The 25,411-nt window shown below is 53.6% G+C and carries 27 protein-coding genes and 4 tRNA genes; 18 read left to right on the top strand and 13 right to left on the bottom strand.

The features are described 5' to 3' along the window. Nucleotides 1-2: 2 nt before the first annotated feature. Together ACVBEJ_RS00830 and ACVBEJ_RS00825 are read right to left on the bottom strand one after the other, a co-directional pair. Nucleotides 3-1,211: a DUF1501 domain-containing protein gene (locus tag ACVBEJ_RS00830; protein WP_447127690.1), complete on the bottom strand. Its 1,209-nt coding sequence runs from the start codon at nt 1,209-1,211 to the stop codon at nt 3-5. A gap of 193 nt (nt 1,212-1,404) precedes the next feature. Beyond that, nucleotides 1,405-2,757, bottom strand: a complete 1,353-nt coding sequence (locus tag ACVBEJ_RS00825) for a DUF1800 domain-containing protein (RefSeq protein ID WP_447127689.1) — start codon at nt 2,755-2,757, stop codon at nt 1,405-1,407. A gap of 203 nt (nt 2,758-2,960) precedes the next feature. Between ACVBEJ_RS00825 and ACVBEJ_RS00820 the strand changes: the two genes are divergently transcribed. The 3 genes from ACVBEJ_RS00820 to ACVBEJ_RS00810 all read left to right on the top strand — a co-directional run bounded on the left by ACVBEJ_RS00820 (nt 2,961) and on the right by ACVBEJ_RS00810 (nt 6,023). Beyond that, nucleotides 2,961-3,167 carry a bacterioferritin-associated ferredoxin gene (locus tag ACVBEJ_RS00820; protein ID WP_447127688.1) on the top strand — a complete coding sequence of 69 codons (207 nt, stop codon included), beginning with the start codon at nt 2,961-2,963 and terminating at the stop codon, nt 3,165-3,167. Between the two features lie 243 nt (nt 3,168-3,410). Then, on the top strand, nt 3,411-3,875 hold the full coding sequence (bfr, locus tag ACVBEJ_RS00815) for a bacterioferritin (protein WP_447127687.1): 465 nt from the start codon (nt 3,411-3,413) through the stop codon (nt 3,873-3,875). A gap of 189 nt (nt 3,876-4,064) precedes the next feature. Beyond that, complete coding sequence (locus ACVBEJ_RS00810; protein ID WP_447127895.1) at nt 4,065-6,023, top strand: OPT family oligopeptide transporter; 1,959 nt, start codon at nt 4,065-4,067, stop codon at nt 6,021-6,023. Between the two features lie 53 nt (nt 6,024-6,076). Here ACVBEJ_RS00810 and ACVBEJ_RS00805 read toward each other — a convergent pair whose 3' ends face one another. Next, nucleotides 6,077-7,516, bottom strand: a complete 1,440-nt coding sequence (locus ACVBEJ_RS00805; protein WP_447127686.1) for an MFS transporter — start codon at nt 7,514-7,516, stop codon at nt 6,077-6,079. 453 nt (nt 7,517-7,969) lie between these two features. Between ACVBEJ_RS00805 and ACVBEJ_RS00800 the strand changes: the two genes are divergently transcribed. Beyond that, nucleotides 7,970-9,550: a peptide MFS transporter gene (locus tag ACVBEJ_RS00800; protein ID WP_447127685.1), complete on the top strand. Its 1,581-nt coding sequence runs from the start codon at nt 7,970-7,972 to the stop codon at nt 9,548-9,550. Nucleotides 9,551-9,606: 56 nt separating this feature from the next. Here ACVBEJ_RS00800 and mnmC read toward each other — a convergent pair whose 3' ends face one another. From mnmC to ACVBEJ_RS00775, 5 genes are all read right to left on the bottom strand, one after another. Next, entirely contained in the window at nt 9,607-11,652 is a 2,046-nt protein-coding gene (gene mnmC, locus ACVBEJ_RS00795) for a bifunctional tRNA (5-methylaminomethyl-2-thiouridine)(34)-methyltransferase MnmD/FAD-dependent 5-carboxymethylaminomethyl-2-thiouridine(34) oxidoreductase MnmC (RefSeq protein WP_447127684.1), read from the bottom strand. Beyond that, a complete protein-coding gene (fldB, locus tag ACVBEJ_RS00790) occupies nt 11,652-12,170 on the bottom strand; it encodes a flavodoxin FldB (protein WP_447127683.1) in 519 nt (172 codons plus the stop codon). Before fldB ends, mnmC begins: the two co-directional genes overlap by 1 nt. Then, on the bottom strand, nt 12,167-12,610 hold the full coding sequence (locus ACVBEJ_RS00785) for a flavodoxin domain-containing protein (RefSeq protein ID WP_447127682.1): 444 nt from the start codon (nt 12,608-12,610) through the stop codon (nt 12,167-12,169). The genes fldB and ACVBEJ_RS00785 overlap by 4 nt, the downstream gene beginning before the upstream one ends. A 392-nt stretch (nt 12,611-13,002) precedes the next feature. After that, complete coding sequence (gene trmL / locus ACVBEJ_RS00780) at nt 13,003-13,467, bottom strand: tRNA (uridine(34)/cytosine(34)/5-carboxymethylaminomethyluridine(34)-2'-O)-methyltransferase TrmL (RefSeq protein ID WP_447127681.1); 465 nt, start codon at nt 13,465-13,467, stop codon at nt 13,003-13,005. Next, nucleotides 13,468-14,001 carry a glycine cleavage system protein R gene (locus ACVBEJ_RS00775; RefSeq protein ID WP_447127680.1) on the bottom strand — a complete coding sequence of 178 codons (534 nt, stop codon included), beginning with the start codon at nt 13,999-14,001 and terminating at the stop codon, nt 13,468-13,470. Between the two features lie 92 nt (nt 14,002-14,093). Between ACVBEJ_RS00775 and ACVBEJ_RS00770 the strand changes: the two genes are divergently transcribed. The 3 genes from ACVBEJ_RS00770 to rlmM are packed head-to-tail and all read left to right on the top strand — an operon-like array spanning nt 14,094 to nt 16,065. After that, entirely contained in the window at nt 14,094-14,336 is a 243-nt protein-coding gene (locus tag ACVBEJ_RS00770) for a YheU family protein (RefSeq protein WP_447127679.1), read from the top strand. Then, complete coding sequence (locus ACVBEJ_RS00765) at nt 14,329-14,988, top strand: alpha/beta fold hydrolase (RefSeq protein ID WP_447127678.1); 660 nt, start codon at nt 14,329-14,331, stop codon at nt 14,986-14,988. The genes ACVBEJ_RS00770 and ACVBEJ_RS00765 overlap by 8 nt, the downstream gene beginning before the upstream one ends. A 3-nt stretch (nt 14,989-14,991) precedes the next feature. Further along, nucleotides 14,992-16,065, top strand: coding sequence for a 23S rRNA (cytidine(2498)-2'-O)-methyltransferase RlmM (rlmM, locus tag ACVBEJ_RS00760; protein ID WP_447127677.1), 1,074 nt, complete (start codon nt 14,992-14,994; stop codon nt 16,063-16,065). Here rlmM and ACVBEJ_RS00755 read toward each other — a convergent pair. Next, nucleotides 16,059-16,340 (bottom strand): antibiotic biosynthesis monooxygenase family protein, encoded by a 282-nt coding sequence (locus tag ACVBEJ_RS00755; RefSeq protein WP_447127676.1) that lies wholly within the window; start codon nt 16,338-16,340, stop codon nt 16,059-16,061. The two genes, rlmM and ACVBEJ_RS00755, sit on opposite strands and share 7 nt — an antisense overlap. A gap of 114 nt (nt 16,341-16,454) precedes the next feature. Between ACVBEJ_RS00755 and tusA the strand changes: the two genes are divergently transcribed. Further along, nucleotides 16,455-16,688, top strand: a complete 234-nt coding sequence (tusA, locus tag ACVBEJ_RS00750; RefSeq protein ID WP_447127675.1) for a sulfurtransferase TusA — start codon at nt 16,455-16,457, stop codon at nt 16,686-16,688. A 163-nt stretch (nt 16,689-16,851) separates the two neighbouring features. Here the strand turns inward: tusA and ACVBEJ_RS00745 are convergent, their stop codons facing one another. Continuing rightward, a complete protein-coding gene (locus ACVBEJ_RS00745; RefSeq protein WP_447127674.1) occupies nt 16,852-17,556 on the bottom strand; it encodes a hypothetical protein in 705 nt (234 codons plus the stop codon). 151 nt (nt 17,557-17,707) lie between these two features. Between ACVBEJ_RS00745 and ACVBEJ_RS00740 the strand changes: the two genes are divergently transcribed. The 3 genes from ACVBEJ_RS00740 (at nt 17,708) to ACVBEJ_RS00730 (ending at nt 20,315) form a co-directional block, all read left to right on the top strand. Beyond that, the gene (locus ACVBEJ_RS00740) at nt 17,708-18,235 is read left to right on the top strand and encodes an elongation factor P hydroxylase (protein WP_447127673.1); all 528 of its coding nucleotides are present in this window, start codon (nt 17,708-17,710) and stop codon (nt 18,233-18,235) included. Then, nucleotides 18,232-19,131, top strand: coding sequence for a 5'-3' exonuclease (locus tag ACVBEJ_RS00735; protein ID WP_447127672.1), 900 nt, complete (start codon nt 18,232-18,234; stop codon nt 19,129-19,131). The genes ACVBEJ_RS00740 and ACVBEJ_RS00735 overlap by 4 nt, the downstream gene beginning before the upstream one ends. A 77-nt stretch (nt 19,132-19,208) precedes the next feature. Then, nucleotides 19,209-20,315 carry a 4-phosphoerythronate dehydrogenase gene (locus tag ACVBEJ_RS00730; RefSeq protein WP_447127671.1) on the top strand — a complete coding sequence of 369 codons (1,107 nt, stop codon included), beginning with the start codon at nt 19,209-19,211 and terminating at the stop codon, nt 20,313-20,315. Between the two features lie 189 nt (nt 20,316-20,504). Here the strand turns inward: ACVBEJ_RS00730 and ACVBEJ_RS00725 are convergent, their stop codons facing one another. From ACVBEJ_RS00725 to ACVBEJ_RS00715, 3 genes are all read right to left on the bottom strand, one after another. Then, nucleotides 20,505-20,663 carry a PA1571 family protein gene (locus tag ACVBEJ_RS00725; RefSeq protein ID WP_447127670.1) on the bottom strand — a complete coding sequence of 53 codons (159 nt, stop codon included), beginning with the start codon at nt 20,661-20,663 and terminating at the stop codon, nt 20,505-20,507. 64 nt (nt 20,664-20,727) lie between these two features. Then, nucleotides 20,728-21,957: a pyridoxal phosphate-dependent aminotransferase gene (locus tag ACVBEJ_RS00720; protein ID WP_447127669.1), complete on the bottom strand. Its 1,230-nt coding sequence runs from the start codon at nt 21,955-21,957 to the stop codon at nt 20,728-20,730. Nucleotides 21,958-21,997: 40 nt separating this feature from the next. Beyond that, nucleotides 21,998-22,159 (bottom strand): PA1571 family protein, encoded by a 162-nt coding sequence (locus ACVBEJ_RS00715; RefSeq protein ID WP_447127668.1) that lies wholly within the window; start codon nt 22,157-22,159, stop codon nt 21,998-22,000. Nucleotides 22,160-22,297: 138 nt separating this feature from the next. On the opposite strand from ACVBEJ_RS00715, the gene ACVBEJ_RS00710 reads away from it, so the two are divergent. The 7 genes from ACVBEJ_RS00710 to ACVBEJ_RS00680 all read left to right on the top strand — a co-directional run bounded on the left by ACVBEJ_RS00710 (nt 22,298) and on the right by ACVBEJ_RS00680 (nt 25,411). Next, a complete protein-coding gene (locus tag ACVBEJ_RS00710; RefSeq protein ID WP_447127667.1) occupies nt 22,298-23,098 on the top strand; it encodes a DUF1499 domain-containing protein in 801 nt (266 codons plus the stop codon). 64 nt (nt 23,099-23,162) lie between these two features. Continuing rightward, a tRNA-Glu gene (locus ACVBEJ_RS00705) sits at nt 23,163-23,238 on the top strand. Between the two features lies 1 nt (nt 23,239). Further along, nucleotides 23,240-23,315: transfer RNA gene (locus ACVBEJ_RS00700), tRNA-Gly, on the top strand. Between the two features lie 73 nt (nt 23,316-23,388). Then, nucleotides 23,389-23,464 (top strand) — tRNA-Glu (locus tag ACVBEJ_RS00695). A gap of 1 nt (nt 23,465) precedes the next feature. Beyond that, nucleotides 23,466-23,541: transfer RNA gene (locus ACVBEJ_RS00690), tRNA-Gly, on the top strand. A gap of 155 nt (nt 23,542-23,696) precedes the next feature. Further along, nucleotides 23,697-24,641 carry an ABC transporter ATP-binding protein gene (locus ACVBEJ_RS00685; protein WP_447127666.1) on the top strand — a complete coding sequence of 315 codons (945 nt, stop codon included), beginning with the start codon at nt 23,697-23,699 and terminating at the stop codon, nt 24,639-24,641. After that, complete coding sequence (locus ACVBEJ_RS00680; RefSeq protein WP_447127665.1) at nt 24,638-25,411, top strand: ABC transporter permease; 774 nt, start codon at nt 24,638-24,640, stop codon at nt 25,409-25,411. The genes ACVBEJ_RS00685 and ACVBEJ_RS00680 overlap by 4 nt, the downstream gene beginning before the upstream one ends.

Below are 25,411 nucleotides of genomic sequence, written 5' to 3'. Positions count from 1 at the left end.
GATCAGGAGGGTTTTATCAAACCACCCATGGCTTTGATGTTTTTGCTGTCGGGAAATATCTGATCGTGCAGCTTCCCTTCCGCCACGGCCAGGTGGTCGTGTAAAACGCCTTTGAGAATGGCGCGAGTGTCGGTCGCCGGGTAGAGGTCGCGGCCTTGATAAAGGTCATTGCTGCCAAGCCCTGGCCAGTCTCCAACAATACGCCCACCGTTCACAGCACCGCCGGCAAGAAACAGAGCTCCCCCGGTTCCGTGGTCGGTGCCGTTGGTGCCGTTTTCTTTGACGGTACGACCAAATTCACTGGTGATCACCACAACGATGTTATTCCACTGTGCAGCCAGCGTGTCTCGCAGAATGGCAATAGCATTGTCCAGTGCTGCCAGCTGGTTCGCCAGGCGCCCTCTGCCCGCGCCTTGCCCGGAGTGGGTGTCCCAGCCTCCGGCTTCCAGGGTCAGGATATTGGGGCCATCCGGAGCCGCCAGAAAACGTGCTGCCTGGCGCACCAGTTCTTTGGGAAGTACGCGGTTGCGGCGTATGCGGGCATTGGCGGCTTCACTGTCGACCATTCCTTCTGTTTCTGTGGCTTCCTGTAAACGCTTGCTGAGTTGCGTATCGTTACGGTAGAGCCACTCCAGACGTTTTAACAGGTCGTCGTTGGTGCCGGGTAGCCGGGAAGGACTCCAGTTGTTGACCCGGGCAGGGCCGCTGAGTACAAGGGGAACTGCCGGGCTGACCGCCAGTGCAGTGTTTGCCGCCGTGGAGCTGAGAGTGCGATTGAGCCAGCCCACAGGGGTGGAGGCCAAAGTGGTGCCATTTTCCAGGATTTTTTGACCATCAAAATGAGAGCGACCACGGTAGGGCGAGCCCACCGCCGGGGCGATGATCAATTCTTTGTCGCGATACAGGTCAGCGAAGGTGGGCAGCCTGTGATGCAACCCAAACAAGCCGTCGAGGGGAATCAGCGCGTCTTCGCCGGTGGTTTCCTGTGCCAAGGTTGGGCGCAAACGCTTCAGTCGCCCTTCGCCATATGGCGGTATCGCCCCCAAACCGTCCATGCCGCCACGCAGTTGCAGCCACACCAGTCTGGCAGGGTTGTCTTTACTCTGGGAAGGGGTGGCCATGGCTGGCAGTGCAGGCATAAACGGCAGTGAGGCGCCAGCCACTGATAGCAACCTCAATACCTCCCGGCGGTGCAACGCTTTGCGATTCATGGAGCCTCCAAGTAGTGCTACAGGTTAAGTTTGCCGGGTGCAGTGTTCACAGGCCTTTTCAGACCGTTGGCCGCAGGGATAGCGGCCACCGAGCGTACAAGGATGCTTACTTTGATTAAAGGAAGCACAGCGTGTCTGAAAAGGCCTGTGGGCACTGCGCCAGTATACTCGACAAAATTACATTGAAGATCTACTAGCGGCGTTGAAATTCAGGGCTGAGTAACAGCAGTGCCAAACTCTGGGACGCAGATTCTGCGCGCTTGACGGCACTGCGGGTGCGTTTACTGAGCTGCGGGCCGAGCAATCCTTCTGCCAGTGCTGAGGGATCAACAGAGCGGGATACCCGATCGCTCAGCGAATCTATCCATTCGATGCGCTTCATCAACAGACTGCCTCCGTCCCAATGACTGTTGCGCTCTGGCCATCCGGCGGGGGAGCCGGGTCGGAACAGTGGTTGCCCCAGTTGATCGATAAGCCCTACCAGCTGACGATCTTGCGGCGCAGACAGTTGCAGGCTGCGATAGGTGGAAATCACCAGTTCGTTGGGGGTTTTGAATTTGTGCGCAATCGGTTGCCAGGCCTGTTTGAGGTTCAGCAGCACCTGGTAAACCGCCATCAGGTCACCCTCGTTTTCAAGGAACGCCTGCTTGAGCTTTTCCACCGCTACCGGGTCCGGCTGTTCTGAAATAAAGTGCCTGTAGAGCTTTTCACCAATAAATTGTGCAGTGGCAGGATGGCGGGCAAGGTCTTCAAGAATGGTGACGCCCTGTTTTGCTCGGTGCTGGGCATAGGCTTTACCCAACACAGTGACTGCACCGGGTTGGTGGGCGTTGTTGAGAAAATGAAACTGGCCGGGTTTGCCGCCGGCCTGGGGGCGCACTCCGCCTACCGTCCAGCCTGTTAATGCCTTGGCCAGAGCGATGACATCGGCCTGCTGATAGCCGCCATCAACGCCCAGGGTATGCAGCTCAAGGATTTCTCTGGCCAGGTTCTCGTTAAGGCCTTTTTTGCGGCGCCGCCCCATTTGAGAGTTCGGTCCAATGGATGTCCAGTTGTCCAGATAAACCAGCATGGCCGGGTGGCTGACAACCGCAAGCAGCAGGTTTTTGAAGGAGCCCAGAATGTAGGGCCGAATGGCCTCGTTTTCATAACAGCCAGCAATGCTCAACACCTGGGGTTTGTCCACGGAAATGGCGAAGTGATTGCTCCAGAACTGTACAAGCCGTTCGAACAGCGGACGTTCGCTGACCATGGCCTGCCGGGTGCGGGCTGCGGCCTGCTGTATGTAGTGCTTGCGCAAAAGGTTGCCAAAGGGCTTGACCGCTTTGTTGGCTTTGCGATCCATGCGCCGCTGCTTGCGCATGGCGAAGTTTTCCATCAGCAGGGTGGCAGAATCCGGTATGCCTGCCAACTCTTTGGGGAGCGGATGAGGTTGAAGCTGTTGGCTGAGCCAGTCACCGTAATGAGTGCCAATTTCCTGCAAAGAGGAGGGCGGCTCACCAAATCCGAAACGGGTTGCGGCAATAAAGGTTTTGTCACTGATCATAAGGTCAACCTTGGCTTAGGCTGCCTAAATCTACCCCTTTCAGAATTTGATTTCATGTCGAGAACGGGGAATTTACATGCCTTTTACGCAATATTTACGCGTTTATGCAGGCTGCCGGAAATATTGAGAATGCAATTGACAATAATTCTTATTTGGATTTACAATCGCGACATCCAGTGAGAGAACCCATTAGAGCCACGTTCATGTACGTTTGTATTTGCCGAGCCGTTACCGACAACCAGATTCGCCAAGAGGTGAATCATGGTGCGTCCACCATGCGTGAAGTGGGTCAGCGTTTAGGTGTGGGCACCCAATGCGGCAAGTGCAGCAAACACGCCCGCAGCGTTATCCGCGAGGCCATCGCCAACCGCCCCATGGAAGACCCGGCTATTTGGGAGCCTTCAGCTTAATAAATAGCCCTCAGCTTAGTAGAGTGTCCTCAGTTTAGTTAGCCCACACCAATCCCATTCAAAAATCCGACATTTGCAAAAATGTCGGTTTTTTTCTGCCACCGCATTAATTATCTGCTATAGTTTCTTGCGCAAGTTATTGATATTTAATGATATTTTTTCTTATTTGTGGCTGATAATCAATGCCAATTGAGCCTGATATCAGTTCCGATACAACAACAGCTAAAGACTCAGGAGAACCTCATGAAAGGTGATGCAAAGGTCATCGACTATCTCAACAAGGCATTGACCAACGAGTTGACCGCCATCAATCAGTACTTTCTGCACGCCCGCATGTATAAAAACTGGGGGCTGGAAAAGCTCAACGAGAAGGAATACGAAGAATCCATCGACGAAATGAAACACGCCGATCAACTGATCGAGCGCATTCTGTTTCTTGAGGGGCTGCCCAACCTTCAGGACCTGGGCAAGTTGATGATCGGCGAAGACGTCAAGGAGATGATTGAGGGGGATATGAAAATCGAACAACTCGCCATTCCCTTGCTGCGCGAAGCCATCGCTTACTGCGAATCGGTGTCCGACTACGTATCCCGGGATTTGTTTTCCAGTATCCTCGACAGCGAAGAAGAACACCTGGATTGGCTGGAAACCCAACTGGAGTTGATTGACCGGGTTGGCTTGCAGAATTATCAGCAGTCGATGATGTAACTTGATACCCCTGTCATCCTGAGCGTAGCGAAGGATCTCTTTGCCTGATTACAGTACGAGATTTTTCGCTATGCTCAGAATGACAAGAGCCAGAAACTTGAACGCCACCTCCCGGTGGCGTTTTTGGTTCAATTGCCCTGTGCTAAAGTCTGGCAGATCAATCCTCAAAAATAATAACGAGACGCCGTGATGAGCGATAATGGCCTGAGCCCTAAAGCCTACACTGAGTTGTCAGAAGGGGACAGCTACCCACCTTATATTCCCGCCTCCGAATCCATTGCCGAGCTTACCTTTAAGTCACTGGGCCTGGGGATTCTGTTTGGGATTATTTTTGGCGCCGCCAACGCCTATCTAGGGCTCAGAGCGGGACTGACCATCAGTACCTCCATCCCCGTGGCGGTGATGTCGGTAGCGGTATTCCGCATTCTGGCCCGCTACGGCAAGCCCGGCACCATTCTGGAAACCAATATTGCCCAAACCACGGGCTCCGCTTCCAGCTCGGTAGCCAGCGGGGTGATTTTTACCTTGCCCGCACTGTTTATGTGGGGCGTGGAACCACAGTTGCTGCAAATGACTATCCTCGCCATGTGCGGTGGTTTGCTGGGCATTCTGTTTATGATCCCACTGCGCAAATTTCTCATTGAGCGTGAACACGGTAAATTGCCATATCCGGAGGGTACTGCCTGTGCGGAAGTGCTGGTGGCCAACGAAGCAGGGGGAGGTCGCGCCAAAAGCATTTTTGTGGGTATTGGCGTTGGCATGTTGTTTAAAACACTCACGTCCTGGATAAAGGTTATCCCCGGTCATATCAGCGCCACTATTCCATTTATTAACAAAGCTCAGTTGGGACTGGATTTATCGCCGGCCTTGTTTGGTGTGGGTTATATCCTCGGACTTCGAATTGCACTGATTATGGTGGGCGGTGGTTTATTGTCCTGGCTGGTCATTATTCCCGGCCTTGATCTTATTTGGGCGCGCGAATCAGCTCCGGTATTCCCGGAAACGGAAAAACTGGTAAGAGATATGGCCGCTGGAGAAATCTGGACCCGCTATGTGCGTTATATCGGTGCCGGTGCGGTGGCGACTGCAGGTATTATCACTTTAATACGCAATATCCCGGTGATGATCCAGAGCTTCAAGGTGGGCGGCGCAGAGCTGCGCCAGCGGGCCAGTGAAGGGCAGGGTGGTACAACAGAGGTAGAGCAGCCCCGTACCAAGCGAGATTTACCACTGAAACTTGTGGGTTTTGGTGTATTGGCTATTGTCCTGGTGCTGACATTGGTGCCCAATGCTTTTGGCGATATCGGCAATGTGGGGGCACGCCTGGCGGCGGCACTCTGTGTATCTCTGTTTGCGTTTTTCTTCGTCACCGTGGCATCGCGTATTGTTGGTATGGTGGGTGTTACTTCCAATCCCACCAGTGGTATGACCATCGCCGCATTGCTTGGTACGGCCTCTATTTTTCTGGCTTTTGGATGGACGGATACCAGTGGTAAGGCCGCCACACTGATCGTGGGTTGTGTGGTGGCCATCGCCGCTTCTATCGCCGGTGATACCTCCCAGGACCTGAAAAGTGGCTTCCTTCTTGGAGCAACTCCCAAGTATCAACAGCTGGCGGAGCTTATAGGCGTTCTTACGTCCGCGACCTTTGTCTGCCTGTCGGTATTGCTTCTGGCGGAGACATTTGGTTTCGGTTCTTCTGAACTGCCGGCGCCCCAAGCGACGTTGATGAAGTTGGTTATTGATGGCGTACTGGATCAAAATCTGCCCTGGACTCTGGTGCTGGCCGGGGTTGGAATTGCGGTGGTTTGCGAGCTGTTGCGTATTCCCTCACTGCCATTTGCGGTGGGCGTTTATCTGCCGGTATCCGTGATGACGCCAATTCTGGTGGGTGGTTTGATTCGCCACTATTTTGAACGCAACAAGAAAGATGAGGCATTGGAGGCCAGCCGCGAAAAAGGCATATTGCTAGGTTCTGGTTTTGTGGGTGGTGTTGGCTTGCTGGGTGTTGGCATTGCAGCCACGGCGTTTATTACCTCTAAAAAGCCTGAGGGAATTGGTGCCGACTGGTCAGGTTCTGAGTGGGCTGGATTATTGGCCTTTGTGTTGTTAGTGGTTTGGTTTTTCCGGTCGGTTAAACAGGGATAAAAAACGGAGCTACAGGAGCTCCGTTTTTGCCAGTAGCATTGATTGTCAGTCGGTCAGGCCGGTGCAGACTCGGCTTCCAGCTCTTTTTGTGAGTCTTTCGTGTCGATCCCTGCTGAGAACCAACCGCGGAATATCCAGGCGATCAGTACGCTCAGAGTGGCCCAAGATGCAAGTACCAGCCACATGGCTTCTGGAGAGTCCCAGAAACTGAGTGTGCCAGCTTCAATGGAGGTGTGTATGCCTTCCGGCACCCAGCGTAGCAACATATGACCGGCCAATACGCCAATAATGGTTTTGGCCAGGAACCAGGGGATCATGCCCATGCCAAGGTAGGAGCCCTCCTGCCCCTTGGGTGCAACAGTGGCGATGTAGTCGTAGAGTTTTGGGCTCCAGATGATCTCGCCAAGGCTCAGCAAAATCATCATCCACACAGTCATCCACAAATAGCCGCTGGATACACTGTCGCCAAACCACTGCCAGGGCATAACCAGCAGCCACAGTGCAGCGGTACTGATCAGGGTGCCGGCAAGCAGCATTTTGTACATGTTCCACTTGTTTGCCAGCGGTATAAACAAAAACACACCGGCAAAAATCATGATCGGGTTAATGCTTTGTACAAAACCCATATCCATCATTTCGCCGCTTGATGCTTCAATGGTGCGCTGCCAGTAGAGGGGCATCAATAAGAATGTGTACAGAAACACAGAGCGAACCCCCAGCAGAACACCCATGAGAGCGAGCATGCGTTTGAATGCTGGCTGCTTGAACAGGTTGAGAAAGTTTTGCCAGCCGCTGGTTTTCCTTTCTTCGGATGCGGGCTTGTCTTCAGAGCTGCTTTGTTCAGACTTTTTGACGATGAGGAAGCCCACAAAAATGGCCAGGATGCCGGTAACTGCATTAAGGCCATAAATGTAACTCAGGTCCAGTTCAAGGGTTTTACGTATCAAGTCTACAGACAGGCCACCCATGGCAAAGCCCAGGTTCATCAACAGGTACCAGACGTTATAGGACGCGGACTGGCTGCGTTTGCTGCTAAATAGCTTGGTGCCCGCCTGGAACACCGCTTGCATCATTGCCTGACCGGGGGCGCTGAGAATAATCAAAGCCACAATCATCCATTCCCGCCCTGGAATCTCTGGCGAAAGGCCAAGCACAAGAATCCCCACCCGGCACAGGGTTTGAAGCCCAATGCCAAGGAATGTGGCTTTTCGCATGCCAAATGAATCGGTCAGAAAGCCAGCTACAACCAGAGTCAGGGAAACGGCGATGCCATAGCCTGTCACCACATAACCACTGATGTCATCACCCAAACCCACATTGCCAGTCAGAAACAGGGTGATCGTGGTGATCATGGCGTAATAGGCAATGCAGTCTAAAATATTGACTGCTTGAACAGCCCAGTAAGAGCCTTTGTTGTCCTTAAGGACCGCGAAATCCCGGATGTAATTGGTGATCGCATTCCCGGAGCGATCAGCTTGAGTTGTGGCTGTCATAAAGTCCTACCTTTTCCTGAATTATGGAAACAAATGATCTTTAATATTGTTTATAGTTAGTATATTGTGTCTCATGGGCTGGCGGATTGTAACAGAAGACTTTTGTATAGCCTACTGGAGTCAGTATTCTGAGCAGCTGACCTTTATTAAACCGGCAACCTTATAGGTTGCGTTTAATAATGCGGCACAGGATGTGCCGCCGCTGGCGCAGCCAGCGCGAGCTCAATGAAATCAAGCACTTCCGCGCAAGTGCGTTACTTTCTTTTATGTGAAAGTTATTGAGCGAGCAATACAAAAGGCAGGACGCCTTTTGTATTGCAGGGTTAATAGTTGGCATTTGTTTGCCAATGCCAATCAGATGCCTACACTACGTGCCTTAATGCGTGAGTAGTTATTCAGAAGGCACTCTTTTTATATCAATAAACACAATATTCGGATGGAGTTCAGGTAGATATGTCTAATGGCGAAGCTGTAGCGACCCCGGGTGACGGGGCGCTTTCAAATTCAGTCGCGGGAATCCGCGAAGAAGTAATGAACCACCCGGCCGGGTTGTTTGTACTGTTCTTTACAGAAATGTGGGAGCGCTTCAGTTACTACGGAATGCGCGCTTTGTTGGTGCTGTTTCTGGTTGCTGGTATCAGCGATGGTGGCTGGGGCTGGGAGCGGGCAGATGCTCTGATTCTGTTTGGTTGGTACGGCTCTCTGGTTTACCTGACACCTCTGATTGGTGGCGTGATTGCCGATAAGCTGACTGGTTATCGAAATGCGGTGGTAATCGGTGCGTTGTTGATGACGTTGGGTCATGGCTCTCTGGCTCTTGAATCGGAATGGAGCTTTTACTTGGGGCTACTGTTGCTGATATTGGGTAATGGTATGTTCAAACCCAATATATCCACTATCGTCGGTGATCTTTATAAAGGGCAAGAAAACAAAAAAGATTCGGCTTACACCATTTTCTACATGGGCATTAACGCAGGTGCTTTCCTGGGTATCATGCTGTGTGGCTACGTGGGCGAGACAGTTGGCTGGCACTACGGTTTTGGTCTGGCCGGTATTTTTATGTTTTTCGGTCTTTTGCAGTTTTATTTCTCCAAAAAATTGTTTGGCCACATCGGTGAAAAGGGTGACCCCAGTCACTTGGACGAAGCATTGGATGAGGAAGGTCATGAGCCTGAGCCCAAAGTGGTTCGTGAAAGACTGTTCGTTGTCGGTATTTTTGCCTTTTTTACCATCTTTTTCTGGATGGCCTTTGAGCAAGCTGCCGGCTCCATGACGATTTTTGCCAGCGATTACACCCAGCGCACATTAACTGGCATTTGGGCGACTGTTTTCACATGGACCAACTTTTTGTTGACAGTGGTGCCAATTATTATCGTTACTGCTGTGCTCTATATGTTGTTTAAGCGCACGTTTAAATACATCCCTTTATCAAATGCGTTGCTGGCAACCAGTTTTGCGATTATTTGGGGCATTGTGATCTGGAAGGTCGCAAATGAATTAACAGCGGATACAACGGAAGTGCCTGCTTCTTGGTTCGGTATTCTCAACTCGTTTTTTATCATTGCACTGGCTCCGCTATTCTCAAAGTTCTGGGCTGGCAAGGGCAAAGGGATTTCCGGGCCCACAAAATTTGCTCTCGGTTTGATTTTGTTGGGCAGTGGTTTTGGCTTTTTGGCCTATGGCGCTGCATCTATCCCTGCAGGAGCTCAAACGGCAGCTGTTTCGATGGTTTGGTTGGTACTGGCTTACTTTATGCACACTGTAGGTGAGCTCTGCTTGTCACCGGTAGGGTTGTCTTATGTAAACAAATTGTCCCCGAAGCGACTGATGAGCACGATGTTTGGTATATGGTTCCTGTCCAGCTTCGTTGCTCATTTGCTGGCAGGTTACAGCGGCAGTGTGATAGACAGCTTCTCTGCTGAATACTCCATGTCCGGCTTCTTCCTGTTATTTACCGGAATACCCGTATTTGCTGGTATCGTTATGTATCTGTTGAAACCGAAACTGGTTAAATGGATGCACGGCGTTCACTAAAGCCATCAATCGGTTAATAAAAAACGCGCCCATCGAGGCGCGTTTTTTCTCTCTTTCTATCCCCTTTTTAAAGCCCGAATCAAAAACCGCGCAGGATTTAACGCTTGCGCCAATTCCCTGTCTATTGGTGCCGCCTCGCCACAAATCTGTGACGCCAGCAATTCGGCTGTCAGTGGCGCGTAGCTCAGCCCGCGTGACCCGTGACCGCAGCTGATATACAGCCCCGGGTGGTATTCCCCCGGCAGGGGAATGTGGGCTTTGGCGTTTTTTCTGAGCAGGGCAAAGCGTTCGTTCATTGCCTCTGCGACCGGCGCGGGGCCGGCGATGGGCAGGTAGTCCGGGGTGGTGCAGCGAAAACCCACACGGCCACTCAGGGATTCAACCGTATCGGGCAGTTGCTCGCCAATAGACGGGTCGGTGGTTGTGAGCTTTTGCAGGTTGGTTTGATGATCGCTGTCCCGCACCTGCAGGTCATCATCGTTCAGGTTGTAGGTGGCGCCGAGGGTGTAGTGGCCACGGTGTGTCGGGGCTATATAACCGGCACCGCAAAGAACGGTTTTCAGGGTGGAGCCTTTTGAAGGCACCTGAGTAATTTGGCCGCGAATGCGCTTCAGAGGCAAATGGGCGGTTTGTTGGAAATGTGCCACGCTGTGACTACAGGCCAGGATGACCGTTTCTGATTCTGAGACAGTGCATCCTTCCGTATCCAGCAGCTGCCAACAGCTGCCATTTCGAATCAGTTCGTTGACGTCAGTGGTTATTACGGTAATTGCCGGGTGTTGCGTCAACTGCTGGCATACTTTTGGTGGTATCACCCACCCCAGTTGAGAGCAGAACAAACCCTGCTCGCTGCTTAGCGGCAGCCCTGCCAGGTCAGCCGCTTGTTGACCATTTACCCAGCGCACCAATTCCGGGCTATTGGCAAAACGCTCGCCAATTTGCCGGAAATCGGCGGCCTGTTTGTCTGATTCCGGCAACAGCAATACGCCGCATTGTTCGCCAAAGCCGCCCCGTTGCCAAAGCGGTTGGTAATAGCGACTGGCGTAGGCGAGGGCACAAAGACCGAAGCGGGATAACGGTGAGTCTTGCTTGGAAAACTTGGGGTAGATAATGCCCTGCGGGTTGCCGGAGGCTTCCTGTGCCAGCTCACCGTGGCGCTCTATCAGGGTGACTTGCCAGCCCCGTTTTGCCAGCGCTAACGCGGCGCTGCAGCCAGCGATGCCACCGCCAACCACGGTTGCCTGCTTGCTCTGTGTTTTGGTGTTGATGTCGAGGTACCAGGGCGCTGCTGATGTTGCGTTATGGCTGGCGGGTTGCAGCGCGTCGGTGGATTGTTCGACAGTTGGTGCCGTAAGCATTTGCGCTCTGAGCATGTCTCGCTTGCGGCCAAAGCCGGGTACTTTGTCTACCTGAAAACCCACTTCTTGCAAGCCCCTTCGCACATGTCCGGCAGCGGTAAAGGTGGCTGCGGTGGTGCCGCTGTCGCTGAGGTCGGCAATGGTAGTAAACAGCCTGTCGCTCCACATATCCGGGTTTTTGGCCGGGGCAAAACCGTCGAGAAACCAGGCGTTCACAAGCGGATTGCCGTGGCGACGCCAAAGTGGGTGGTCGCTGCCTTTGAGTTGGTTAAACATGTCGGCAGCATCGCCAAACAGCAGCGTCAGTTGAATGCGCCCGTTTTGCAGCCACAAGGGATGAATCCCCGGAATCTGCGGCGGGTATTGCTCTTTTAATTCCTCTGCCAAAGTGTCGAGCTCGGGCCACAGTGCCAGAGCTTTTGCCAAATCGCCGTGGCTCAAGGGGAATTTTTCCACCGATACAAAGTGCAGTCGCCAGTTGACGGGGGCGGTACGCAGCCATAAGTCGGCGGCGCACAGAAAATTCAGGCCAGTGCCAAAACCGGTTTCAGCAATGGTAAAACAGCCGCCGCACTCGGGCAGTTGTTGCCAGCGTTGTTCAAGGTGGTTGTTGTGCAAAAAAACGTAGCGGGTTTCGTCGATGCCCGAGGCGCGGGAAAAATACACATCGTCGTATTGACTGGAAACAGGCTGGCCGTTTTCGCCCCATTGAATGTCAGCGTTATCTATATTGCTCGCCGTCATTAACTGAGGCCAAACTCTTTTATGATTTGCGTACACCAGTTTTCCAGCCGCTGCTGTGACAGATCAAATTGGTTTTCATCGTCCAGTGCCAGACCGACAAAATGACTTTTGTCGGCAGATAATGCTTTGGAATCTTCAAACTCAAAACCTTCCACGGGCCATTGGCCCACAACGGTAGCGCCCAAATTAACCAGCTTTGCCCACAGAAAGCCCATGGCATCGAGAAACCATTCCGCATAACCCACTTGGTCTCCCTGGCCGTAGATGGCAACTGTTTTGCCGCTGAAATCCACGGCGTCAATGTCGTCCCAGATATTTTCCCAGTCTTCCTGCAGCTCGCCAAAGTCCCAGGTGGGGATGCCAAAAATAAGCTGCTGATAGTCTTCGACCGTAGAGAAGGGCTCATCGGCAATATTGAACACATCCACCCGGTCGCTGCCGAGAATGTGCTGGATTTTTTCTGCGGTCATTTCGGTGTAACAGGTGGACGAGCCGTAAAAAAGGCCGATTTTGTTCAAAGCAGGGCAACCCACTGTGTGACCCAGGCAGCGGCGTCTTTATCCGGGGTAAAGGTTTCCATGGCGTCCAGAAACAGGGGGTCACCAATACGCAGTGCGCCAATATCCCCAAAGGCGCTGTCCAGCGTAGTGGCCGCTGCTGCGTAGGTGTTGAACGAGCTGTCTCCCAGGCTGATTACCCCGTAGCGGCGGCCAGCGATATTGGGCGGGCTGTTGTGCAATTCGGCAAAGAAGGGGCGAATATTGGTGGGCAATTCACCGGCTCCTGTGGATGAGGTGCAAATTAGCAGCACCTCGTCAGGATGTTGCAAGTCGTCCAGGCCCGGTTCCTCAGCCACGACAACATGACAGTTGTTGGCTGCCAGGGTTTCTTCCAGCGCATCGGCAACATCCAGGGCTGTGCCGGTTTCGCTGCCTACTAAAATTCGGATTTTGATCATGGTTTTTTGTGTTGGTGTTTTTGGCGGATGATTATACATGGTGGTTAGGGGGCGTTCTCAATTAGTGAGCTGTTGCTGCTGGAGCCCATTTTGGCTCTCAGCAAGGCGCCATGAGTGCTGTGTAGTCATTCTACATGAGCGAATGGCAACACCGCTGAGGGACAAAATGGGCCCAGCCCTTCGGGTTGCGCCTGAAATGGCGCCATACTGCGTTATTCGTCGCTCATTTGGAGCAACCAAACCACTCTCCTCATGCCTTGTCTGGCACCATTTCAGGCACAACAGCAATAGCTCACTAATTGAGAACGCCCCCTAGACGTTTGATGTTCGACGTTTGACGAGGAATCCCTTGATTCGGCAGTGATGCGAAGCATCATCACGCCGTCCAACGTTCAATTTCCACCTGCAAACCCCAGTTGCCGCCAGGCTTCATAAACAATTACCGAAACCGCGTTGGACAGATTCATGCTGCGGCTTTGGGGTTGCATGGGAATGCGTATGATTTGCTGCGGCGGCAGGGCGTCGAGAAATGCCTGGGGCAAGCCTCGGGTTTCCGGGCCAAACACCAGGGCATCGCCGGATTGGTAGCCGGGCTCGGCATGGCTGCGTTGGCCGCGAGTGCTGATGGCGAATACCCGCTGTGGTTTGATGGCTGCAACGAAGGCTTGCCAGTCCGAGTGAATCTGCGCCTGCTGCCACTCCCGATAATCCAGTCCGGCGCGACGCAGCTTTTTGTCGTCCATGGCAAAGCCCAGAGGTTCGATCAGGTGCAGGCGAAACCCGGTGTTGGCGCACAGGCGAATGATGTTGCCGGTGTTGGGAGGAATCTCCGGCTGGTAGAGCACAATATCGAGCATTTATTCGCTGTGTTCTTCGCCCAGGTCGAACAGCTCCACCATCAGATCGTCAGACAGGCTTTCCAGGTGCCTGCGGAAATCTTCATCGTCGAGGGAAGCGGGCAAGCCAACCACTGCGGAGGCTTCAAACAGATGTTCTGATGACATGGCGGCGGTGGTGCGGTTGGTTTGCATTGACTCTATGTTTACCTTGAGTGTTGACAGCAGGGCAGTCAATTCCCGAACAATACCGGTGCGGTCGTGGGCCACCACCTCTACCTCCAGCAGCCTTTGTTCTGGTTCCTCCGCAGTGTCGTAATTTTGCTCCACCAGTATTTGCAGGCCACTTTCTCTCAAGGCATTGAGGCTGTCGGTCAGTTGGCTCTGTTTGGCGGGGTCAATTTCAATCAGCACAACGCCGGCGAACTTGCCCGCCAGGTGGCTCATACTGCTTTCCAGCCAGTTGCCCCCCGCCTGGGAAACGGCCTCAGCTACCTGGTTGAGCAGGCCGGTTTGATCGCTTGCGGAAATGGTGAGGATCAGTTTTTTACCCATGGTTATGTCTCGATTGCAGTCAACAGGAAGGGTTATATGATGCACTGTAATCGTCGATAATGGCAGCCCTTTGTAAGGCTATAGAGACTCCCATGTTGGAAATACCACCAGAGCGTTTGTCGCCGGATGTACTGCAAGCGGTGCTGGAAGAATTTATTAACCGCGAGGGCACGGACTACGGCGTAGAAGAACGTTCCCTGGAAAGCAAAGTCAGTCAGTTGCGCACACAGCTGGCGCGGGGTGAGGTGGTGATTTGTTTTGACCAGGAGAGCCAAAGTTGCAGCCTGTTGACTCGCAGGGAGTTCGCCAGGTTGACGGAGCAGCAGGGTGACTGATCTGCTGTATTCCCCGGCAAAAGGGCAGGGCATTGGTACCTTGGTTCTGGCCCATGGTGCCGGAGCGCCCATGGACAGCCCCTTTATGGAGCAGTTGACCGCCGCGTTGAACGAGGCCGCTGTCCATGTGGTGCGCTTTGAATTCCCCTATATGCAACAGCGCCGCGCCACTGGCAACAAGCGACCGCCGGATCGCCAGCCATTGTTGCTGGATTGCTGGCAACAGGTTTGCCAACAAGTGATTGCTGATCACCCCAGACAACCGCTTTGTGTGGGTGGCAAATCCATGGGTGGCCGCATGGCCAGCCTGTTTGCTGCCACAGACAAATTTGCCACAGCAGAAAACGCGGTTGCCGGTGTCTGCTGTTTTGGCTATCCGTTCTTTCCCGGTGGCAAATACCGCAGCGAGCGCATTGCCCATTTGCTGACGGCGACAACACCTACCCTGATTGTGCAGGGCACTCGCGATCCGTTTGGCAAGCCGGATACGGTCGAGCCCTTGAACCTCAGCCCGGCGGTTCAACTGTGTTGGCTGGAAACGGGCGATCACGACCTGAAACCCACCGTGCGCTCCGGCATTGAGCATCGCCAACATATACACAAAGCTGCTCAGGCGGTGCAGAATTTCTTCCATTCTCTGACAGGGGCGTAACCGGTGTCGATCGATAACCCTTTGCATCAACTTGTTCTCTATTGCCGCGCCGGTTTCGAAAAGGAATGTGCGGCAGAAATCAGCGAATGGGCCGCTCAGGTTGGTGTCAACGGCTATGTGAAAGCCAAACCCGGAGATGGCTATATCACGTACGTTTGCCACCAGAACGGTGTGGTGTTGAAAGCCATGGAGCGCATTGTTTTCGACGAATTGGTGTTTGCCCGCCAGTGGTTTGCTGCACTGCCGTTAATGGCTGATTTGCCGCCAACTGACCGGGTTTCCGCACTGCTGGAACAGGCCCGCGCTTTAGGCACTTTCGATGATGTGTCGGTAGAACACCCCGATACCAACGGCGGCAAGGAAATGTCCCGCCTGTGTCGCAAAATCAGTCACCCGCTGCGAGCTGCTTTAAAGAAAGATGGGCTATTGAAAACCCCATCACGGCAACAATTGCATGTTCTTTTTCTGGATGGTAGCCGCGCCTTTGTGGGTGTCAGTAAACAGGGCAATCGCAGCCCCTGGGCCATGGGTGTACCGCGCCTGAAAATGCCCAGGGAAGCACCCAGCCGCGCCACTTTGAAACTGGATGAAGCGATTCTGTGGTTCCTGCAAGGGGATCGTCAGCAGCAACTGATGAAGGCGGGCACCCTGGCGGTAGACCTGGGGGCGGCTCCCGGTGGCTGGACATGGCAGCTGGTGCGCCGTGGTTTGTATGTGGATGCGGTGGACAACGGCCCCATGGACAAAGCCCTGATGGACAGCGGCATGGTGGCCCACGTGCGTGGCGATGCCTATACCTATCAGCCGAAAGGCAACGTCAGCTGGCTGGTGTGCGACATTGCCGACAAGCCTGCGCGCACGGCCAATATGGTAGCCCGCTGGGTGAATAAGGGCTGGTGTCGACGGGCGATCTTTAATCTTAAACTGCCCATGAAACAGCGTTACAACGCTGTACAGGAGTGCCGGGAGATTATTGAAAGTGGCTTGGCTGCCGCAGGGTTAACGGCAGAGCTGCGGTTTAAACAGCTCTACCACGACAGGGAAGAAGTGACCGGCTTTTTGTCGATAACTCAGTGACGGAGCAGAGTGACTTTTTCCGCTTCCAGCAGCATCGGGGCGATTTGAGCCAGGGCCTGATTGCGTTCCGGCGAGGCATGCCAGGCGTACCAGTCCAGCTCTGAGCGCATTTTCACCATCAGGTAACGCACATTGGGGTATTCCATATCGTGCATGGACTCGCCAGAGATAAAGCCCGGGACAGTAACTGCCGACTGCATAACGGAATTAATAACCTGGTCGTAACTGACTTCCATGCCCGGGGCCACAACCCGCTGGATTAAAACGCTGATCATAGTGCTGATGTAACCTTGATTCTGAACTGTTTGAGCGCCCTTTAAGAGCGGCGCGCAGGATACCACGGATAAAGATGCTTGTTCAGCAATTGTGAAATTTGCGAAAATGCGCCGATGACTGACGACCCCCCAACTGTTCTGGACACCAGCGGATTGTTTTGTCCGGAACCGGTGATGATGCTGCACAACGCCGTGCGGGATGTGGCCAGTGGTGAATTGATCAAAGTGCTGGCGACGGACCCATCCACCACCCGGGACATCCCCAAGTTTTGCAACTTTTTGGGGCATGAGCTGGTGTCCAGTGGGGAGGAGGGTGGCAAGTATCTGTTTTTGATTTGTAAAGGATAAGTATTGCTGTCATTGCGAGTCGCCGCAGCAATGCAATTACGGGAGAAAAGTAGTCCGTCATCGCGAGCGCAGCGCGGCGATCTTGCCCAGTGTGGCAGAGGGCTTTGCAAGTGAGGTAGTGACGGATGGAGATTACTCCGCTCCCTCGCGATGACGGGGGAATCTATCCATCCACAAGGAATGACATCGCCGCCATAGCCTCCGGGTCTTCCGCCTTGATCATATTGGCAATATGGTGCTGGAAGTAGTAGCGAAAGCCGTTTTCCCCGGTGGCTGGATACAGGCTTTTGTCGCCGGGTAATACCGGGGTGGTTTCCACTTTATTGTCGTCGATCAGCATGCCGTAAAGAGTGCCATCGGCGTGCAAACGCCAGCTCACCACTTCTTTCAACACCAGCGTGCGGGCGCTGTCACCGGTCAATACGGCGTGGGTGCCGATGGTATCTGGCAACTCCTGGATTATGTCGTGATTTGCCTCGGTCTCATTTTCTTCGCAACGGTAGTACTCGGCGGCGGTTTCCAGTTCGATGACCTTGTGCAATGGCGGCTCGGTAAATATGTCGTCCACGCTGGCGTCGTAATAACCCTGCCAGTGGCCGTTGAGTGGATCCTGAATATCCGGACAGGGCACAATGTCGTTGAGCCAGGGCACCATACCCACCACCTCGCCATCGGCACGCAGTCCCCAGCAGAGTATGCGCACACTGAACAGCTTTTCAGGGTGGGCGCTGTTGGCGTACAGCATTTCCAGGCCGTCGAATTCGGGAGAGAGTCGAATAATGCGCCGATTGAAGGCATCGGAGAAGGGCTTCCCTGAAAACAGGTCAACCACATTGTCCGTATTGTGGCCGGGGGTTGAGGTCGTCATAATACGCCTCCTCAGGGTGGGTGAATAATCATTAGAGTCATTGTTCACCACCTGCCTGTACTGTTAACAAACAGGCTTGCTTTACACTACTCCTCATTTTTACAAAGCACAACAGGTTTCCATGGGCAGTTACATACCTCCACGACAGGCCGTGACTTGCCACTGGCTGGAACAGTTGTTCTGTCGGCTGTTCCTGGAATCGGAGAACACCTGTCTGATTGGCGGTGCTAAAGAGCCGCTGTACTTGCCAGCCGATAAAGAAAACCCTCATCATCGCCTGTACTACCGGGAAGACTACCTGTCCAGCGCCCTGCATGAAATTGCCCACTGGTGCATTGCCGGCCACGATCGCCGCCAGCAAATCGACTTTGGCTATTGGTACAACCCGGATGGCCGCAGCGCGCAACAGCAACAGCAGTTCGAGCAGGTGGAGGTTAAACCCCAGGCGCTTGAGTGGCACATTTCTGTGGCCGCGGGTCAGCGCTTTCACCTCAGTGCCGATAACCTGCACGGCGAAGCGGGTGCGAGTGATGCTTTTGCCAGTGCCGTGTGTCAGCAGGCACAACGTTACTCTGTGCAGGGCCTGCCACAGCGGGCACAAATGTTGGTAACTGCCTTGCAACAACATCTGGGCACATCGGTACGTGAGCCCAATGGTTTTGGCAGAGAGTATTTGTGAGCCGCACAAGCCTCTATCTGATTGACGCCTCTATCTATATTTTTCGCAGCTATTTTGCCCTGCCGGATAACTGGCACAGTGAGCAGGGCTGGCCCAGTAACGCCGTACAGGGTTATGCCAACTGGTTGTTGACCTTGTTGCAGCGGCAGCATCCTCAATATTTGGTTGCGGCTCACGACGAAAGTTTGGGTACAGGCTTTCGTCATCAGCTTTTCCCGGATTACAAAGCCAACCGTGCACTGCCAGATGAGACCCTTGCATTCCAGCTCAATGCCTGCCGCGAATTAAATGATTTGCTGGGTATTACCCACTTGGCCAGCCACAGTCACGAAGCGGACGATATTATTGGTACTCTGGCAGAATTTGGTCGCCAGCAGGGTTTGCGCCCGATTATCCTCAGCCGCGATAAAGACCTGGCGCAACTGCTGCAAGCGGGCGAACAGTTGTGGGATTTCCCCAGTGGTGACGCCAAGGGCGTCCAGCAGTTAGAAGAGGGCTTTGGTGTGCGCCTGTCGCAGTTGCCCGACTACCTGGCACTGGTAGGCGACAGCATCGACAACATTCCCGGTGTGCCCGGTATTGGCCCCAAAACTGCCGTTGCCCTGTTGCAGCAGTTTGAGGACATTGAGGCCATATTTACCAATCTCGACACATTGGCAACAGTGCCAGTGCGAGGTGCCGCCTCACTGGGTGGCAAGCTGGAACACTGTAAAGCCCAATTGCAATTGACCCGCCAGCTAACCACTATTCGCTGTGATGCACCGCTGGAACTGGAGCCTGATATGCTCAATTGGCGCGGCATTGATTACCCGGCATTTGCAGGATTTTGCCAGCGGATGGGTTTGGATAAGCGGTTGTTGATACGTGCAAAAAAACTGGCAAAACTGTCATCCTGAGCACAGCGAAGGATCTCTATCGTTGAGACCTCGAGATCTTTCGCTATGCTCAGGATGACAAAAAGTAGAGTGTTTTAGTGAAAATAATCGCAGACGAAAATATGCCACTGGTACAGGAGTTATTTTCTCCATACGGAGAAGTCTTCACCTTGCCGGGTCGCCACCTCAACAGTACTGATGTGCGGGATGCGGACGTACTGTTGGTGCGTTCAATCACACCGGTGAATCGCCAACTGCTGGAGGGCAGCAAGGTGCGTTTTGTGGGCTCAGCGACCATTGGTGTCGACCATGTGGACCTGGATTATTTGCAACAAAACCACATCGCCTTTAGCGCGGCCCCCGGCTGTAACGCCAACGCCGTGGTGGATTATGTGTGTGCAGCGCTGTGCTCATTAAATATTGATTGGCAAGCACTGTGTGCCGGGGAGGTGGCCGTTGGCATTATCGGCTGCGGCAATGTAGGCGGCCACCTGTATCGTCGCCTTAAAGCCCTGGGTGCCAGGGTGCGCTGCTACGATCCGTTTTTGGATGCCAGCCAAAACGCCGATCTCGGATCGCTGCAAGCGGCGCTGGATAGCCGTATTGTTTGCCTGCATACCCCCCACACACGGGGTGGCCCATATCCCACCCATCACATGCTGTCCGCTACACAATTGTCCCGTTTACCCCAGGGCGCTACTTTGATTAACGCTGGTCGCGGTGCAGCTATTGATAACCGGGCGCTTTTGGATGTGTTGGCACGGCGCGACGACTTGCGCGTGGTGTTGGATGTGTGGGAAGACGAGCCGGATATTTCTCTGCCGCTGTTGCAGCAAGTGACCCTGGCAACACCACACATCGCCGGTTACAGCGTGCAGGGCAAAACCAATGGCACCACCATGGTGCGGGATGCTTTTTTGCGTTGGTGCGGTAAAGCTCCCGTACTTGAATCGGGGCAGGGCGATACCTTGGAAATTTCAGCAACTTCCATCGGTGATGCAGTGAGCCAGGTTTGCAATATTGATGCAGATGATCGACGCATGCGCGAACAGATTGCAGAGCCAAACCCTGTTGTGGCATTTGACCGCCTGCGCAAAGAATACCCGCAGCGCCATGAGTTTCACTGTTATCGATTGGCGGAGCAGGGATTGTCTGAACTGGACAGGCGGGTGCTGGGGGAGTTTGGTGTGACCCTGTCATCCTGAGCGCAGCGAAGGAGCTGCACGTCGAATCAACAGGAAGCCCCTTCGCTGCGCTCAGGGTGACGGGGGTGGCTAACAGGGTGACGGGGGTGGCTAACAGAGGCTAACAAAGTGACGGGGGTGGTTAAAATGTCAGCCAAAAAAAGCCGCTGTTTCAATGGAAACTGCGGCTTTCTCTTTCAATAGGTGAAATCAGCCGTTGGCGGCTTCCTGGTCGTCCGTCACTAATTCTTGGCAAGCGTCCTGTACCATTTCTTCAGTGATCGGCACTTCCTGGCCGTTCTGATCGAGGATGGCGGCGCCGTTAAAGTTGATGTTGGTCTCGTTGTTTTGAATACTAAGGTTGGTCACGCTTTGTTCTCCCCTTATCCTTGCCGTGCTGCCTGAGGCAGTCTATTTGGCAATACTTACCGTTTTATGACTCTTGATCCATGCGCCTGTATTGACGCAGGTGCGCGGCCAGTTTGTCAATGGCAATATTCAGATCTTTGACGTCCGGCAGAAAAACGATGCGGAAGTGATCCGGTTTTGGCCAGTTAAAGCCGGTGCCGTGCACCAGCAGAATGTGCTGTTGCTTCAACAGATTGAGGGCAAATTCGTCGTCTTTGTCAATCTGGTACACCTGCGGGTCGATACGGGGGAACAGGTAGAGTGCGCCCATGGGTTTGACGCAGCTGATACCCGGTATGTCGTTGAGTTTGCGCCAGGCCAGTTCCCGCTGCTCGTACAGGCGGCCACCGGGGGTGACCAGGTCTTCGATGCTCTGGTAGCCGCCGAGAGCGGTTTGAATACCGTGCTGGGCGGGCATGTTGGCGCACAGGCGCATGGAGGCAAGCATTTCGATGCCACGAAAGTATTCTTGTGCTTGATGTTTGGCGCCGCTGAGAATCAGCCAGCCGGCGCGAAAGCCCGCCATGCGGTGAGTTTTTGACAGGCCGTTAAAGGTAATGCAGGGAATGTCCGTAGCCAGTGAACCCAGAGGAATGTGCACAGCATCGTCGTAGATGATCTGGTCGTATATCTCATCCGCAAACAGCATAATGCCCTGTTGCCGGGCAATAGCCACCAGTTCGCGCAATATGCCTTCTGAATACACCGCACCAGTCGGGTTGTTGGGGTTGATTATCACCATGCCCCTGGTGCGCTCAGACAGTTTGCTGCGTATGTCGTCCAGATCCGGCTGCCAGCCGTTGTCTTCGTCGCACAGGTAGTGCACCGCCTTGCCGCCCGCCAGGGTGACAGCGGCGGTCCACAGGGGGTAATCCGGTGCCGGCACCAGAATTTCGTCGCCGTCATTGAGCAAGGCCTGCATAGCCATTACGATCATTTCGCTAACGCCATTGCCAATCACAATGTCGTCCACAGTAACGCCGGCAATGCCGGTAAGCTGGCAGCGCTGCATAATGGCTTTGCGTGCACTGTACAGGCCTTTGGCGTGGCCGTAGCCCTGGGCGTCGGGCAGGTTGACGATCACATCCTGGATGATTTCTTCCGGCGACAGCAAGTCAAATGCCGCCGGGTTGCCGATGTTGAGTTTCAGGATGCGATTGCCTTCTTCTTCCAGGCGGTTGGCGTGGTCGAGAATAGGGCCGCGAATGTCGTAGCAGACATTGTCCAGTTTGTTGGACTTCGGGATCGATTTCATGGTCAAGTTAGTGGTTTTTGGGACGATAAAAGGGGGTAAGTTACTCGCCGTCACACGCTTGGGTTTGGGGCTTGTCCATTTTCTCACAAGCAGACTCCACCATTTCTTCGGTGATGGGGATTTCCTTGCCATCTTCACCAATAATGGCGGCTCCGTGGAAGTCCGCCTCTGGGGGAAAGGGTAACTTGTCTTTTTGTGTCATAAGAAGGTGTTGTAATTTACTGACAGAACGGCAACATAGCACGCATCAGGCTGTGGCCAAAGCAATAATCTTGAATGGATTTGATATGTACCTCAAAAGTATAGAAATGGACCTGAATAACACCCAGAGTGCACGCCCATGAGAACTCTGTTAATTGCATTGCTGGTGGGTGGGGGCATATTGGTGATTGGCGGTATCGCCTGTAGTCGCTATGGCTTCACCTCCATGTTTACCGGCCTGGTGGCCACTGGCTGTGGAGTGTTGTTTATCACTCTGGCGGCGGTGCTGTCGGTGCTGACCATGCTGATGCTGTTCAAGATTCAGGGGGGCTTGCTGCTTTATCTGGTACTTGGCTGTTCACCGGCGATTGCCGCGTTGGTGGTGATGGGGCCGGCCAGTTTCAAGCTGCCGCTGATTCACGACATCACCACAGATACTGTCAATCCGCCGGAATTTGAATTTGCCCGTATTGGCCGTCAGCGCCAGGACAACAGCCTGAACTATGCCGGCAACGATGTGGCGCAGCAGCAACAACAGGCTTACCCGGATATCGCCCCGCAGGTGGTTGCCATGGCGCCGCTGCAACTGCTGTCACAGGTAGAGCAGGTGGCGGGGGAGCTGGGTTGGAAACTGATTGGCTCGGATGAATTGACGCTGCGAGTGGAGGCCCAGGATCGCACCACTCTGTTTGGCTTTGTGGATGATGTGGTTATTCGCCTGTCGGCGGAAGGGCAGGGCAGTCGCGTGGATGTGCGTTCGGTATCCCGTCTGGGGCGCGGCGATTTTGGGGCCAATGCCGCGCGTATCCGGCGTTTTTATCAGGCCCTTTGCGCCACTCCGGGGTTGTTATGCAGCCCATTGCAAGGTACTGAAAATCCTCGGGGAATAGCTCTCCAAAGCGCGCAGAAAAGTGTTGACAGTATTTCGCCGGATTCATAGAATGCGCGCCTCTTTGTTGATGATCAGGTTGTAAATGGCCAGGCTCATCAAACAAGTGTTCCGTGTCCCGTTCGTCTAGAGGCCTAGGACACCGCCCTTTCACGGCGGTAACAGGGGTTCGACTCCCCTACGGGATGCCATGCGGGAATAGCTCAGTTGGTAGAGCGCAACCTTGCCAAGGTTGAGGTCGCCGGTTCGAACCCGGTTTCCCGCTCCAATTTTCTTTCTCAGCAGAGAGTTGGTAGCAACACTTGCAAAGAGCGTATTGGCTGGCAACCGATACACACCGCGTCCCGTTCGTCTAGAGGCCTAGGACACCGCCCTTTCACGGCGGTAACAGGGGTTCGACTCCCCTACGGGATGCCACGCGGGAATAGCTCAGTTGGTAGAGCGCAACCTTGCCAAGGTTGAGGTCGCCGGTTCGAACCCGGTTTCCCGCTCCAATTATCTTAAAAAGCGCAGGCCATTGGTCTGCGCTTTTTTGTTGATGGCGTATACTGCGCTTTTTCAATCGTCTGTCATTCTGAGCGCAGTGAAGAATCTCGTTTTCTAACCAGTGGGATCCTTCGCTGCGCTCAGGATGACAATATGGATAGTTATGACCCCAGCACTAAAAATATCCGATCTCCACAAAGTCTACGACAACGGTTTTGAAGCCCTTAAAGGCATCAATCTGGAAGTGCAGCCCGGCGACTTTTTCGCGCTGCTCGGCCCTAACGGGGCGGGTAAGTCTACCTCCATTGGCATAATCTGCTCGCTGGTGCGAAAAAGCGGCGGTACCGTGGAAATCTTTGGGCGCGATATCGATTCCGATTTTTCCATTGCCAAGCAGGATTTGGGCGTGGTGCCCCAGGAATTCAATTTTAATCAGTTTGAAAAAGTACAGGATATTCTGATTACCCAGGCCGGCTATTTTGGTTTGCCGAAGAACCTGGCAACAGAGCGCGCGGAAAAATACCTGCGGCTATTGGGGTTGTGGGAAAAGCGCAACAGCGTATCGCGCATGCTCTCAGGTGGCATGAAACGCCGTCTGATGATCGCCCGTGCCATGGTGCACGAACCCAAACTGCTGATTCTGGACGAACCCACCGCCGGGGTAGATATTGAATTGCGCCGTTCCATGTGGGACTTTTTGCGGCAGATAAACGCTTCAGGCACTACCATCATTCTCACCACACACTATCTGGAAGAAGCAGAAAGCTTGTGCCGCAATATCGCCATTATCGACCATGGCGAAATTGTGCAGAACACCAGCATCCGTCAGCTGTTAACTCAGCTAAACAAAGAAGTATTTCTGCTGGATGTGGACGGTACCCTGGAGCAATGTCCGCAGATTGATGGCTTTCCCACTCGTCTGGTGGTGGAACAAGACGGCAACAGCCTGGAAGTGGAAGTGATGAAAGGGCAATCGCTCAACGATCTTTTTACTGAGCTGGGTAAACAAGGCATCAGCATTCAAAGCATGCGCAACAAAGCCAACCGCCTGGAAGAAATGTTTGTTTCCATGACCAACAACAATAAAGACGGGGAGGGTGAGCAATGACAGCGGCGCAAAAGTGGGTCGCCTTCCGCACCATTCTGTTTCGGGAAATTCGCCGCTTCACCCGCATTTGGCTGCAAACCCTGCTGCCACCGGCGATTACCATTTCCCTGTACTTTATTATTTTCGGTACGCTTATTGGCCCGCGCATTGGCGAAATGGCGGGCTTTAGCTATATGGAATTTGTGGTGCCCGGGCTGATTATGATGTCGGTTATCACCAACTCCTACTCCAATGTGGTGTCGTCTTTTTTCAGCACCAAATATCAGCGCAGTGTGGAAGAAATGCTGGTGTCGCCAGTGCCAAACTACATTATTTTGTTGGGCTTTTCTCTGGGTGGGGTGGCTCGCGGTTTGATGGTGGGGCTGATTGTTACACTACTGTCGTTGTTATTTACCAACCTGCAGGTGACTCATTTGGGTGTTACGGTGGGAATTGTGGTTTGTACGTCCATACTGTTCTCACTGGCGGGTTTTATTAACGCCGTGTTTGCCCGCAACTTTGATGATGTGTCCATTATCCCCACCTTTGTTCTGACACCACTGACGTACCTTGGCGGCGTGTTCTACTCCATCAGTTTGTTGCCGGAATTTTGGCAAGGGGTATCCATGGCCAATCCGGTACTGTACATGGTGAATGCCTTTCGCTACGGACTGTTGGGCGTATCCGACATCAATGTCACCTGGGCGTTCGCCATGGTGCTATTGTTTACAGTGGTGCTGTTTGCTGTGGCCCTGTACCAGTTGGAAAAAGGCTCGCGACTGAGAAGCTGA

The organism is Porticoccus sp. GXU_MW_L64 (assembly GCF_052983295.1).
Note: the sequence above shows the minus strand (reverse complement) of the source record. Positions and strands in the feature narration are given on the sequence as shown.